Source organism: Shewanella sp. Koi 1 (assembly GCF_052907445.1).
The window spans coordinates 2787353-2801375 of sequence record NZ_JBREJM010000001.1 but is presented as its reverse complement, the minus strand read 5'-3'; the positions used below and the strand labels follow the sequence as shown (position 1 = coordinate 2801375).

The 14023-nt window shown below is 46.8% G+C and carries 10 protein-coding genes; 5 read left to right on the top strand and 5 right to left on the bottom strand.

Annotated elements, in window-relative coordinates; all coding sequences use genetic code 11:
• Nucleotides 1-112: 112 nt before the first annotated feature.
• A complete protein-coding gene (locus ACUZ8J_RS12230; protein ID WP_446693961.1) occupies nt 113-325 on the bottom strand; it encodes a DUF2986 domain-containing protein in 213 nt (70 codons plus the stop codon).
• A gap of 293 nt (nt 326-618) precedes the next feature.
• Between ACUZ8J_RS12230 and yqfB the strand changes: the two genes are divergently transcribed.
• A complete protein-coding gene (gene yqfB / locus ACUZ8J_RS12225) occupies nt 619-930 on the top strand; it encodes a N(4)-acetylcytidine aminohydrolase (protein WP_446693960.1) in 312 nt (103 codons plus the stop codon).
• A gap of 30 nt (nt 931-960) precedes the next feature.
• On the top strand, nt 961-2055 hold the full coding sequence (locus ACUZ8J_RS12220; RefSeq protein ID WP_086904040.1) for a hypothetical protein: 1095 nt from the start codon (nt 961-963) through the stop codon (nt 2053-2055).
• A 48-nt stretch (nt 2056-2103) separates the two neighbouring features.
• Here the strand turns inward: ACUZ8J_RS12220 and ACUZ8J_RS12215 are convergent, their stop codons facing one another.
• The 4 genes from ACUZ8J_RS12215 to ACUZ8J_RS12200 form a co-directional block, all read right to left on the bottom strand.
• The gene (locus ACUZ8J_RS12215; protein WP_446693959.1) at nt 2104-5160 is read right to left on the bottom strand and encodes an efflux RND transporter permease subunit; all 3057 of its coding nucleotides are present in this window, start codon (nt 5158-5160) and stop codon (nt 2104-2106) included.
• Nucleotides 5157-8420 carry an efflux RND transporter permease subunit gene (locus ACUZ8J_RS12210; protein ID WP_446693958.1) on the bottom strand — a complete coding sequence of 1088 codons (3264 nt, stop codon included), beginning with the start codon at nt 8418-8420 and terminating at the stop codon, nt 5157-5159. The genes ACUZ8J_RS12215 and ACUZ8J_RS12210 overlap by 4 nt, the downstream gene beginning before the upstream one ends.
• A 12-nt stretch (nt 8421-8432) precedes the next feature.
• The gene (locus tag ACUZ8J_RS12205; RefSeq protein WP_446693957.1) at nt 8433-9509 is read right to left on the bottom strand and encodes an efflux RND transporter periplasmic adaptor subunit; all 1077 of its coding nucleotides are present in this window, start codon (nt 9507-9509) and stop codon (nt 8433-8435) included.
• 295 nt (nt 9510-9804) lie between these two features.
• Nucleotides 9805-11091 (bottom strand): citrate synthase, encoded by a 1287-nt coding sequence (locus ACUZ8J_RS12200; protein WP_218738393.1) that lies wholly within the window; start codon nt 11089-11091, stop codon nt 9805-9807.
• 416 nt (nt 11092-11507) lie between these two features.
• Here ACUZ8J_RS12200 and sdhC point away from each other — a divergent pair, with 416 nt between their 5' ends.
• The 3 genes from sdhC to sdhA are packed head-to-tail and all read left to right on the top strand — an operon-like array spanning nt 11508 to nt 14011.
• A complete protein-coding gene (sdhC, locus tag ACUZ8J_RS12195; RefSeq protein WP_446693956.1) occupies nt 11508-11903 on the top strand; it encodes a succinate dehydrogenase cytochrome b556 subunit in 396 nt (131 codons plus the stop codon).
• Entirely contained in the window at nt 11897-12244 is a 348-nt protein-coding gene (gene sdhD, locus ACUZ8J_RS12190) for a succinate dehydrogenase, hydrophobic membrane anchor protein (RefSeq protein ID WP_011622411.1), read from the top strand. Before sdhC ends, sdhD begins: the two co-directional genes overlap by 7 nt.
• Nucleotides 12245-14011 carry a succinate dehydrogenase flavoprotein subunit gene (sdhA, locus tag ACUZ8J_RS12185; protein ID WP_047536607.1) on the top strand — a complete coding sequence of 589 codons (1767 nt, stop codon included), beginning with the start codon at nt 12245-12247 and terminating at the stop codon, nt 14009-14011.
• The last annotated feature ends 12 nt before the right edge of the window (nt 14012-14023 follow it).

Below are 14023 nucleotides of genomic sequence, written 5' to 3'. Positions count from 1 at the left end.
AGATTCATCTTTTGGGGTATCGTAAGTTCAAACATAAAGGCCACATTAAATGTGGCCTTTATGTTTGAAACTATTTCGAAAATTCTGTCGATACCAAACTGAATAGATAAGCTTAATTAGCAGTCTTATCTTCAGTAGTCGATAGATCAACATTGGCAACTTCTATAACAGCAACTGCGGCCTCTGGGGATGCTGCTTCGAGACGCGCGCGCTCAGCTTTAGAAATATAACGCGGCTTTGCACCTACTTTGGGTTTCTCGATTTTGTTTTGTTTGGCTTTTTCGCGCTTAGCCATTTTCTTGACGATCTTTTGCTTCTTATTCATAACATCTCTAATTCGGTTTTTGCCTATGCAGGCTGAGTCCTGTGGCTCAATTAAAGGTGGATTCTAACTGAATATTGTCTATCTCTCCATGTTTTGCTGTTGCTAAAGATAATCACGGTCAATTGGGGCAGAGTGATATCACACTAAAGTATAGGTTTATTTTGCTCGCCATACTGTTAAATCTTGGCGATAGTCGTTATATTGATGTGTTGTAAGGTATTGACCTTAAATATATTTAAGTAAAATAAATGCAGATTTAATACTGGTTTAGTTGAGCATATTACGGAGGCGTATTGTTAACCAAAATCACTTTTTTTGAGCGTTTCGAGCAGGATATTTTATCGGGGGCTAAGACCATTACCCTAAGGGATGAAGCTGAGTCCCATGTGTTTGTTGGACAAGTTTTGCCAGTATCAACCTTTGAAGCTGACCGTTGGTTTTGCGATATCAAGGTCATTGAGGTTGTGCCTGTGTTGTTTTCTGCGCTGACAGAGCAACATGCAGCGCAGGAGAATATGACGCTGCCAGAGCTGCGCCGAGTGATCCAAGAGATTTATCCCGGTCTTGAGCAGTTATTTCAAATTCGCTTTTGTGTTGTTCGATAAAAATAAAAATATTATTTACAAGGAGTTGGAATGAAAGTCTTAACGTTGAAGGTGCCCTTAATGTTGATGTTAGCCGTGAGTACCTTATCGGCTTGTAGCATTGCCCCCTATAAGGTAAACCTTGATACCAATCATCAAGAAAAACTTGACGATGCGAAGTTAGTGGTTGATTTATCAAGTAAACAATTAGGTGCACAATATCATCTCTATGGTGCGTCCGGTGGTACATTGAGCGCTGCGGGTGTCACTGCAGGTGCACTTGGTGGATTAATTGTAGGTTTGACAGAGGTGGCAATTAACGAGTCCCGAGAGTCCGATGCTGAAGAGGCAATTGTCAAAATTAGAGAGCTGCTGGCAGGAGATACTTTAAAAAAAGCGTATGAAAAACAGTATCAAATGCTAATAACGACCCTACCTCAACTCGCCGATAATCCTGTGAAGGTTTACGATGAATGGCCTTCAAAGGGCGTGAAAGGATTAGGATTAGGTCCTGAGGATATTGCATTGATCCTCACGCCAGAATATAGCTTAACACCTGATAACACTATGTTGCATGTCATGTTACAGGTGCAAATGTATCAAGGTGCAGCGAAAGGGGCAAAGCCACAGCTGCTTTACCAAAATCGGTTCCTATATCAGTCAAAATCCAATCGCTATGTTGATAGGTTCCGCACAGAGGAAGAAAAGCAGGAATATCTTGCTCAAGTGAATGCTAAGTACGCCAAATTGCCCGATGGTACGCGTGAACGTTTAAGGGAAATAAAAAAACGTGATAAAGCCTTGGCTGCAGTAAATGAGCCTTTGGACGAACAAGCGCTAGCGGCAAAACAGGCTAAGATTTGGCTCGCGGACGATGGTCTGCAATTGCGTAAATATCTAGAGGAAGGGGTTCAGGAAGTATTTAATATGTTTGCTTATGATGTTGCAGAGCAAACAGATTTTTCAAAGGGAAAAATGTTTCCCATTGCTTTCCGTTCTTTTTCGAATACCGCAGGCGAGCGTCGTTGGTATCGTTTAGGGGATGATTATACAAAAGGTATTTTGTTATCTCTCAATGGAACTGATTTTTTCAGAGGAGCACAAACTGCGCAAGGGAAGGTGATTGTCGCTCCCTTAAGGCAGTAGATTTATCTAAAAAGAAAGGCTGCAATTGCAGCCTTTCTTTTTAAAAAACTATACCGTCCAAGGTAAGAGTTTTTGGGCGATGCGGTTTGATTCACCTAGGCGCACCGCGGCGCGATAACGCATTCTGTAGAGCAGTTGGTAGCACAAGGGAACCAAATACAGACTCGTCACCGTTGAGAACGACAAACCGCCGATAATGGCGATGGCCATCGGTGAGTAGGGGGGACCACCGCCACCGATTTGGGTTTCGCCCATGGCCAATGGCACGAGGCCCAGCACTGTTGTTCCGACCGTCATTAGCACAGGGCGCAGACGGGTAATACAGACTTCACGTATGGTATCCGACAGCTTATCGAGTTCAGGCGTCATTTGGTTGATTTGGTCGACCAATACGATGCCGTTATTCACCACAATTCCCATGAGAATCAAGATCCCTATCATGGCCATGACTGACATAGGCGTGCCTGTGAGCAGCAATGCCCAAAAGACGCCTGTGATCGAGAACAGAATCGAGGTGATAATCGCCGTCGGTAATAATAAAGATTCAAACAGCGCCGCCATTACGATGTAAATCATGGCAATAGCAAGCAGCATATTGATAGCCATGACGCTCTGATCTTCATCCTGACGCTCAAACCCACCGCGCAGCGAATAGTTATAACCATTCGGGAAGCGCACGTTTTCCATCACCTGTTTGATCTTCGTTTGGGCCTCCTCTGTGGTGAGCTTGTCTAAGTTCGCGCCGATAGAAAGCGAGGTTTGGCGATTGTAGTGCTTGATGGTATCGAACCTAGGTAAAATCTCGATACTAGCAAGGTTATCAAGGGTATACAGGCGTTGGTCGATACGCACGATGGGCAGTTGCTTGAGCTTCTCAAGGGATTTTTGCCATTCCTTCTCATAGGCCATTTCGATACGCAGTTCCCCATTGGGATCGTGCCTAAATGAGCGCAGCGGTGAGCCGCGCAGGGCCATTGAGATGCTAGAGGCCACTTCGTTGAGTTTTAAATCCAGTCGTGCCGCCATCTGCCGATTAATGCGGATCACCACTTCCTGCTGCGCACCATTCACTTCGGAGCGCACATCCACTAAGCCTTTGATATTGGAGAGCAGGGGTAATACTTGCTCACTCAAATGGATAAGCTCTGAGGTGGAGCGACCTGTGAGCGTGACACGTACGCCCGAGTTATCATTACCCCAGCCAAATTGAGGTTTCGCGATGGAGAATTTAGGAAAACCGCTGCGGATTTTCTTCTTTAATTCATCCAGTGGCATAGGTAGGTCTTTTTTCAGCAAAATGACTGAGGAAGCATCGTCTGGCGCATAGTAGCTATACACAGAGTCGATATGGAATTCCTCTTTATTATTATAAAGATACTCTTCCATTTGGCTCACCATTGCCTCGGTCACATTAAGATTATGGCGACCTTCTACTTGGTAGTTGATGTAAATCCGCTCCTTGCTTTGGCTGTCCTCCTGATCCTGTTTGACCATCGACAGCGGCAGGGCGGTGGATAGCAAAATGGCCACTGAAATTAGGCCAGAACGCCAAGGACGCAGCAGCACCCAATTGAGGCTACGGTTGTAGAAGTTTTGCAACTTACCGGGTGCTTTCTCTGGTGCGATATCGAAGTGAAACTTAGTCAACATCAATGGAATTAATGTCTTAGCCACTAACAGTGAGGCCGCTAGCGAAATACAAATCGCAATCGCCACATGCTCAAGGAAGATGGTAAGCTCGACTTTTACCCCGAAGATATTGGGTAAAAACACGATAGCCGTGGTCATAGTGCCCGCAAGTACGGCAAGACTGACCTTATCGACCCCCGTCATGACTGCGTTTTCATTGTCCTCTGCGCTCTTAGTATCTTTGCCTTGCTTCTCCTGCAGCACACTCTCGGTGACCACTACAGCGTTATCGATAAGCATACCGACCGCCAATAATAGTCCCATCATCGACAGAATGTTTAAGCTGTAACCCAGTAGATACATGGCGGCCAACGTCATACCAATCGAAATCGGCACTGATGACACCACAATCAAGGTCATCTTGAAGTTTCTCAGGAATAAATACAGCACAATAAAAGACAGCAAGGCGCCGATTAATCCCGACAGCAGCAGATCCGAGAGGGAAGATTTTACGCCAGAGGCTTGATCTTCCATAATAAACAAGCGGATACCTTGGAATTGTTGATCTTGCTTGGCAAGCTCAATCACCTTTAATACCCGATCAGACACTTCCACTAAGTTGGCGCCGGATTCTTTAAACACATCCAGACCGACGGCGTAATGCTTATCTAAGTGACGACCTTCGACCCGTTCCGGTAGCGCAAATTGCACATCGGCAACGTCACCTAAGGTCAACCCTGGTAATAATACTAGCGCTTTAATGTCCTCCAGATTGCGAAACTCGCCCTTAGGAGACACCTGATAAACCAGATTACTTTCCCTTAAGGTACCGGCGCTGAGCACAAAGTTTTCGCGGCCGAGACGTGTCTGTAACTCGGTTGCCGAATAGCCACTGGCGGCGAGACGGTTGGCATTGATCCTGACCTCAATCTGCTTTTGCTCAACCCCATAGAGATTGACCTTAGACACCCCCTCGACCCGCTCCAGCGGGCGCTTAAGCTGCTTATCAAGCAAGTCGAATGCGCCAGAAAGCTCGCGGTCGCTCGAAATCCGTATGGTCAATACAGGCATATCAGCGGTGGAGAATTGGCGGATAAACACCCGCTCAACATCCTTGGGCAATAAGTGTCGCACCGCATCGATTTTTTCCCGCGCTTCTAAGCTCTTAGTGGCAACGTTTTCGCCCCATTTCATATTGATTTCGATTTCAGCGCCTTCTTGGGAAGACTCAGATTCGAGCTCATCGATACCGCCCATAGTGGCGAGGGACTCTTCGAGCACCTTAGTGATATCGCGCTCGACTTCCGCAGGGGTTGAGCCTTTGTAAGGCACTTGCACCACGATCTGCGGAATATCGATGCCAGGGAACATTTCGAGCGGCAGTAGGCGGCTAGAAGCCAGACCAAACAGCAAGATTGCAAAGAAAAACATGCTGGTGGTGACTGGGCGTTTTATCGCTAAACGGGTGAGGTTCATAGGCGAGCCTCCGCGGTTTCTGCCGTGTTGTCTTGCGCTGTGGCGGTATGTTCAAACTTTTTACGGTCAAACAGGGCATAGAGCACAGGGATAACAATCAGGGTCAAAAGGGTCGAGAGACTCAGACCAAAGATCACAGTAATCGCCATCGGTGCGCGGACTTCTGAGCCATCGCCTAAACCTAACGCCATCGGCAGCAAACCTAAAGTGGTGGTTAAGGTGGTCATCATAATCGGGCGCAGACGGGATTTGGCCGCGACCTTAATGGCCTCAAGCTTGTCCACGCCTTCGGTGCGCAGCTGATTAATTCTATCCACCAGTACGATGGCGTTGTTGACCACAATCCCCGCGAGCATGATAAGGCCGATAAACACCACCACACTCAAATGGGTTTGGGTGATATAAAGACCAAGCACGCTACCTGCCAGCGCCATCGGCACGGCGAATAAAATTAGCAGCGGATGCAGCAGTGATTCGAATTGACTCGCCATCACTAAGTACACCAGGAAAACCGCTAGGATCAGCGCAATCTTCAGTGATTGGAATGAATGCTCCATTTCCTCATTTTGTCCACCAAAGCGTGCTTGAACCGAGGCGGGCAACACCTGTGCAGACAAAATTTGCTGCGCTTCGGCCACCGCATCACTTAAGTCGCCATAGGCAAGGTTGGCCGATACTAAGGCCACTCGTTGTTGGCTGATGCGGTTAATCGCCGATGGGCCTAATTGCAATGACACTTCGGCCACGGCGCTTAGGGCAATCGGTTGCTGGCTGTTCGGGTTGATGATTAGCGCATCGATATCACTGATTTGATCCCGCTCATCCAGTTCGCTACGCACTAAAATATCAATTTTGCGGTCGCGGACTGTGTATTGGCTGGCAACTGTACCGCCAACGCGCTGGGCAATACGATTGGCGACTGTGGGCGCATCCATGCCTAAGGCGGCTAAGCGAGCATGGTCGAAGCGAATGCTGAGTTCTGGCTGACCATCACGCAGGCTAGTATTCACATCGGCAAAGCGATCGGAGGCGGAAAGTGCCTTAACCAGATTATCGGCACTGCGCTTAAGTAAGTGTAAATCGTAACCCGAAAGCTCAATCTCCAATGGGGTTTTAAAGCTAAAGAGTTCAGGTTGCTCGATTTTAGCTTCCAGCTCAGGGATGCGGCGCGCGGTGTCACGCAGCACTTGTGTCACCTGATGGTAAGCCGTGTGATCGCTCAGTACGACCTGTAAACGCCCCCAGTTTTCACCGCCTCTGGCGGTATCAGAGGTCATTAGACCGCCGCTGCCCGCTTGGCTGTAAGCATGTTTGACTTCGGGTCTGTCTTTAATCGACATCGCGAGTTGTTGCAGTACTTTATCGGTTTCACCGACCGCAGTGCCTGGAGGCAGCAGGATCTCCACATAAAACTCCCCTTGGTTCATCGGTGGGATGAGCTCCATGCCAAGGCGGGGCAGCAAGCTAATACAGGCGCCAGTGATCCCTATGGTCAGTAACAAAGTGGCGACTTGTTTACGTAGCGCCATCGCGAGCAGTTTGTGATAAACCGACTCGATAGCGTGGTAAACAAAGTTAAAACCACTGCTGAGCGGGCGCATTACTAACCCGAGCAGCCAAGAAAAGAAGCGGCCAATGACTAACGCTAAAGTCAGCAATGCACTCGGTAAGTAGCTAAAGATCAACACAATCGGGAAGGAAAATACCGTCGCACTATAGTGTTTTAACTTACCGAGCTTAGTAGTGGGTTTCTCCTTCGGGGTCTTCTTGATGAGTTCGGGCAGTGCTGTAAAGCCTTCGCGGGAGGCCAACATTGGAATTGAGGTTAGTGCCACCAAGAGTGATGCGAGCAAGGCAAAGGTCACTGTGAGGGCTTGATCAGAGAATAGGGCGCCCGCAATACCATCGACAAATACCAAGGGGACAAACACTGCAAGCGTGGTCATGGTCGAGGCGAAAATTGCGCCCGCCACTTCTTTAGTCCCTGTGACAGCCGCATCTAATTTGCTCATGCCTTCGCTACGGCAGCGGTCTATGTTCTCCAGCACCACAATGGCGTTGTCGACTAAGAGACCGATAGCGAGCGCAATACCGCCTAATGACATGATATTTAAACTGATATCGGCAAAATACATCATGTTAAAGGTGGCAATCACCGAGAAGGGGATGGAGATAGAGATAATCAGCGTCGGGATAATATTGCGCAGGAACAGGTAAATCACCAGCATGGACAAAATACTGCCCATCAACGCGGACGAAGTCACTTCGCTAACGGCACTCTCAATAAACTCGGATTGATCGTAAATCACTTCCAGTTTGTTTTGTTTTGGATCTTGGTTGATTTTGACTAGTTCATCGCGCAGTTTTTTAGCCACCGCGACTGTGTTGGCATCACCTTCCTTATAGATAGCCAGTTCAATCGACTCTTGACTGCCGATTCGGGTGATGTCGCTGCGCTCTTTAAAGGCATCGGTAATAGTGGCGACTTCAAATAGACGTACTAAGGTCTGCGCGTCGCGATAGACGATCACTTGTCCTAATTCTTCCAATGAATTGAATTGGTTAAGGGTACGGACTAGATATTCGCGGTCACCTTGGATTACTTTACCCGCAGATAAGTTGATGTTTTCCTCATTGATGCGGCGCTTAATATCGTCGGCATTCAAATTGAGTTGGGATAACTTTTCCTGATTGAGCTGAATATGCACTTCCTGCTGTAAACCACCGGATAAACGCACTGCGGCCACACCTGAGAGAGCTTCTAAACGGCGTTTAAGTTCTTCCTCTGCGTAGGTGCGCATCTGCTTTAGTTCGGCCTCAGATGCATTCGGCACCGACAGTGCTAGGCGCATGATAGGATCAAGGTTAGGGTTAAAGCGCAGCAATAATGGCTTTTTAACATCCAGAGGCAGGGCGATAGTGTCGAGTTTTTCACGCACATCGAGGCTCGCCATATCCATAGTGGTGCCCCATTCAAACTCGAGCACCACATCCGACATGCCAGAGCGAGAGATTGAGCTTATCTTACGTAAGCCTTTCACTACACCAACGGCTTCTTCAATCGGTTTTGAGACTAGTTGTTCTACTTCAACGGGCGCCGCACCATCGTACATGGTTCGAATGGTTAAGGTGGGGTAGCTTAAATCGGGCAGGAGTTTTACCGCTAAGCGTGAAAATCCCACCATACCGAATAACATAATGGCCAGCATGAACATCCATACCGTGACTGGCCGCTTAACTGATGTGCTAATGATTGACATGAAAGACTCCTATCAGTTCTTCGCTGAGGCCAAATCGAGTGGGGTAATGACTTCAACTAAGGATTGGTCTTTCAAATTTTGCTGACCACGGGTCACGACTTGCTCGCCGGGTTTGAGGCCGGAGACGACTTCAACCGAGTCTCCTTCGCGGTAACCAATTTCCACTTCGCGGCGGTTGGCACGATAATCATCACTTGTACTATCAATGACATATAGGGCTTGCTTGTTGTCTTGGTTGATCAGGGCACTGTAGGGCACAGTGATCACATTCTCATGGGTGTCATACTTCAATTCGACCCGAGTGAACATTCCTGCCTTTAAATGTGCATTGTGATTCGGCACGGCCAAGGTAACTTTAAAGGTACCGCTCTGTGGGTCGACCACAGGGCTTATCCGCAATACTTTCGCGTGAATGCCATTTTTGCTTTGTTGATTGCTAAAGACGTGGGCTTCTTGGCCTAATCGTAGACTGGTTAATTGTTGCTCGGGTAAATGGACAATCCCGTGCAGCTCGTCTTGATTGACGATATAGAATAGGTCGCCAAATTCCTTAGCCATGTTGCCCGCTTTGACATAACGTTTTGCGACAATACCGTCGATGGGGGAAACCACATGGCTTTCTTTGACTTGTAATTCAGCAAGATCCCGTCTTGCCATGGCGGCTTGCAAGTTGTATTCAAGTTTTGCCATAGAGTCGGCACTGATAAACTCTTTATTGGTCATCTTCTTCAAGCGGTTTAACTCTTGCTCAATTATTTTGACTTCGGCTTCGGAGCGATCAAGATCGTATTGCTGACGTTTGGCATCGATAACCGCAAGGATTTGACCTTTTTTTACTCGGTCGCCTTCTTCCACATTTATGACTTCGATTAGCCCTGCAATGCGACTGACGACATTCGCTTCCTGCGGGGCTTCAAGGGTGGCGGTGGTGCTGTAAAATGAGGAGACATTTCCTTGAATGACGGTGGTGGTTTCAACGGGAATGGCATATTGTTCTTCTTTTTTAGCCACTTCCTCTTCACCACAAGCCGCCAGCATTGATACTAATAAAACGGGCAGAGCAAACTTAACTATTTTAGACTTTTCCATAAGAGTGTTACCTATTGTTTGAATTTCAATAATAGATGCTTAAGCACAAATTATGCCATTATTTAAGCTAATGTTTTTCAATATAAAGTTTGATTGGTGGTGATTTTGCGCTTAGTAAAATACGCTAAATGTAACTCAAAAGTTTAAAAAATGATGAAAAATGCTAAGTATGCTTTCGTCAGAGATTACAAATAGAAATGAGTAAAGTAGTCCACAGAGGTGTTGTTTACAGCAACATAATAATAGCCAATAAAAAAGCGCCCAGAGGGGCGCTTTAAATCGTAAACGGAAGCGTTTAGCGTTTGTCTAGGTCGACGAAGTCACGTGCAGTTTCGCCAGTATAAAGCTGACGTGGACGGCTGATCTTGTGACCAGGTTGATCCAACATTTCTTTCCAGTGAGCAATCCAACCCACAGTACGTGCTAATGCAAACAGTACGGTGAACATGCTAGTTGGAATACCAATGGCTTTCATGATGATGCCAGAGTAGAAATCAACGTTCGGATAGAGTTTCTTCGAAATGAAGTACTCATCTTCAAGCGCAATACGCTCAAGTTCCATGGCCACATCTAAGAGTGGATCTTGTACTTTCAACTCTTTTAATACTTCGTGACAGGTTTCACGCATCACTTTGGCACGTGGGTCAAAGTTTTTGTAAACACGGTGACCAAAGCCCATTAAGCGGAATGGGTCGTTCTTGTCTTTCGCACGGGCGATGAATTCAGGAATACGGTCCACTGAACCGATTTCTTCTAACATTTGTAGACAAGCTTCGTTGGCGCCGCCGTGTGCAGGGCCCCATAGAGAAGCAATACCCGCAGCGATACACGCGAATGGATTCGCGCCTGAAGAACCTGCTAAACGTACGGTTGACGTTGACGCGTTTTGTTCGTGATCCGCATGTAAAATGAAAATACGGTCCATAGCACGTTCAACGATTGGGTTTACTTTGTACTCTTCACAAGGAACGGCAAACATCATGCTTAAGAAGTTGCCTGCGTAGCTTAAGTCATTGCGTGGGTAAACGAATGGCTGGCCAGAAGAGTACTTGTAGCACATAGCGGCAATCGTTGGCATTTTGGAGACTAGGCGATAAGCGGCGATTTCGCGGTGACGCGGATCGTTGACATCGAGTGAGTCTTGATAAAATGCAGACAATGCACCAGTGACACCACATAACATCGCCATAGGATGAGCATCACGACGGAAACCTCTAAAGAAGAAGGCGAGTTGCTCATGAACCATTGTGTGGGTTTTTACTGTATGTACAAATTCAGCATATTGCTCTTTCGTCGGCAGTTCACCGTAAAGTAGCAGGTAACACAGGTCTAAGTAATCTGAGTCAACGGCGAGTTGCTCGATTGGATAGCCGCGGTGTAACAATATACCTTGATCGCCATCAATATAGGTAATTGCAGATTCACAGGAGGCTGTCGCGAGAAAACCTGGATCAAAAGTGAAGTAACCCTTGCTGCCAAGTTTACTGATATCGATTACGTCAAAACCAGCGGATCCTTGCTTTACTGGCAATTCTATCGAGTCGTTCCCTGGTAATTCTAATTTGGCTTTTAAATCAGCCATACCCCGTTCTCCTTACTTCGTTCTTATCTGTGAGTGCGGCATGTCAAACCGCCATTACTTTACAGCCATTGTAGATCACATTTCAATTTAAATAAGCGTTTAAATTTGTTAGACCATGGTATAAAACGCTTTACTTTCCTTGCCGCAACTGGCACTTAGGTGAAAATATCCTTAAAAAAACAAAATTTGCATTCTGTGATGTTTGTATTTGACATTTCCCGCGAGTATACTTGCCTCCGCCTAATAATGGCTGCAAACGATGATGTTAAAACACCCTTTATTTACATGTTAAATAGGTGAGTGTTCAAATAGTTATCTGTTTGTTTAAACTTTGCTTTTGTGTTTACTTTTGCCTTGAATTACCCCTTGGTTTAAAGTTTGTACAAAAGCGGTTCACATAACAAAAAAAATGCTCAATGGAGCTGAGTGAGCAGAACGTGAAAAAGCAAAGACCTGTCCATTTAGATCTGCAGACCATTCGCTTTCCTGCAACAGCGATTGTGTCAATTCTTCACCGTGTATCCGGTGTCATCATGCTATTCGCTGTTGGCATTCTTATTTGGTTGCTAAATTCATCTTTAGCCTCCGCTGAAAGTTTCGCAGGCGTACAATCTCTATTTGATAACTTTGTCGTGAAGTTCGTCATGTGGGGCATTTTGACTGCACTGGCCTATCATTTATTCGGTGGTCTACGCCACTTAGTAATGGATACGGGTCGTTGGGAAGAGTTGGCTTCGGGCACCGCCTCAGCGAAAGCTGTGTTTGTACTGACGGTTGCCTTTTCAATTTTAGCGGGGTTATGGGTATGGTAACCAATGCAGCAAGTTTTGGACGCAGTGGTGTTCATGACTTTATTCTACTACGCGCTAGTGCAGTAATCCTTGCCTGTTACACCATTTTTATGGTTGGCTTTATTGCATGTAGTTCCCCTCTCACCTATGACGTTTGGCACGGCCTATTTAGTGCTCTGCCAATGAAAGTGTTTACACTGCTTGCGTTAGTTGCACTGCTTGTTCACGCCTGGATTGGTGTATGGCAAGTATTGACGGATTACGTCAAGTGCACATCGTTACGCGGTGTTTTACAGTTCACCTTTGTCGTTACCGTTTTCTGCTATTTAGCGGCCGGCATTGTTATTGTGTGGGGTGTCTAAGTGAGTATTCCAGTACGCGAATTTGATGCTGTTGTGATCGGCGCCGGTGGCGCAGGTATGCGTGCAGCACTACAGATTTCTAAAGAAGGTAAGAGCTGTGCGCTTTTATCTAAAGTATTCCCAACCCGTTCTCATACTGTGTCTGCGCAGGGTGGTATCACCGTTGCGCTGGGTAACGCCCATGAAGATCATTGGGAACAACACATGTACGATACTGTTAAAGGTTCCGACTTTATCGGCGACCAAGACGCTATCGAATTTATGTGTCAAACCGGCCCAGAAGCCATTATTGAACTTGAGCACATGGGCTTACCATTCTCTCGTTTCGAAAATGGTAAGATTTACCAACGTCCTTTTGGTGGTCAATCTAAAAACTTCGGTGGTGAACAAGCGGCTCGTACCGCAGCAGCGGCAGACCGTACCGGTCACGCACTGCTTCACTGCTTATACCAACAGAACGTAAAACACAAAACCCAAGTGTTCTCTGAATGGTATGCCCTCGATTTAGTGAAGAACCAAGACGGTGCCATCGTAGGTTGTACTGCGATTGAAATCGAAACCGGTGAAATCGTTTACTTCAAAGCCAAAGCCACTGTATTAGCTACAGGCGGTGCTGGTCGTATCTACGCTTCTACCACTAACGCTCACATTAACACTGGTGACGGTGTCGGTATGGCAATGCGTGCTGGCGTTCAGATGCAAGATATGGAAATGTGGCAATTCCACCCAACTGGTATCGCTGGTGCGGGTGTACTTGTGACAGAAGGTTGTCGTGGTGAAGGTGGTTACCTGCTAAACAAAGACGGTGAGCGTTTTATGGAGCGTTATGCACCAAACGCGAAGGATTTGGCATCTCGTGACGTAGTTGCACGTTCTATGATGACCGAAATCCGTGAAGGCCGTGGTTTAGATGGTCCATTAGGCCCACACTGCTTACTGAAACTCGATCACTTAGGTAAAGAGACTTTAGAAGCCCGTCTACCTGGCGTGTGTGAATTATCTCGTACCTTCGCTCACATCGATCCGGCTGATGGTCCGATCCCTGTTCTGCCAACTTGTCATTATATGATGGGTGGTCTGCCAACGAAGGTGAGCGGTCAGGTTATTCGTAAGAATGCTGACGGCACTGAGCAAGACGTAGTGGGTCTGTTTGCTGTGGGTGAGATTGCCTGTGTGTCTGTACATGGCGCGAACCGTTTAGGCGGTAACTCATTGCTAGATTTAGTTGTCTTTGGCCGTGCAGCAGGTCAACACTTAGGCAAAGCGCTCGATGAGACTGCCGATCCTAAGGATGCGACTGATGCTGATATTCAAGCTTCTCTGGCACGTTTACAACGCTGGGAAAACAATAAAGATGGCGAAGATCCTGTGCAAATCCGTAAGGATTTACAACTTTGCATGCAATTAAACTTCTCTGTATTCCGTCGTGGCGATGCCATGGCTGAAGGTTTAGAGCAGTTAAAAGCCATCCGTAAGCGTTTAGAAAATGCTAAATTGTCTGATAACTCTCGTGAGTTTAACACCCAACGTATCGAGTGTTTAGAATTAGACAACTTGATGGCGACGGCGATTGCTACCGCTTATGCTGCTAACTTCCGTACAGAGAGCCGTGGTGCTCACTCACGTGAAGACTATTTAGAGCGTGACGATGAAAACTGGCTATGCCACAGTTTGTTTGACCCTGTGACTGAAACCATGGACCGTCGTGCTGTGAATATGGCGCCTAAGTTGCGTGAAGCTTTCCCGCCGAAGAAACGTACCTACTAGTAGGAGTTGCAA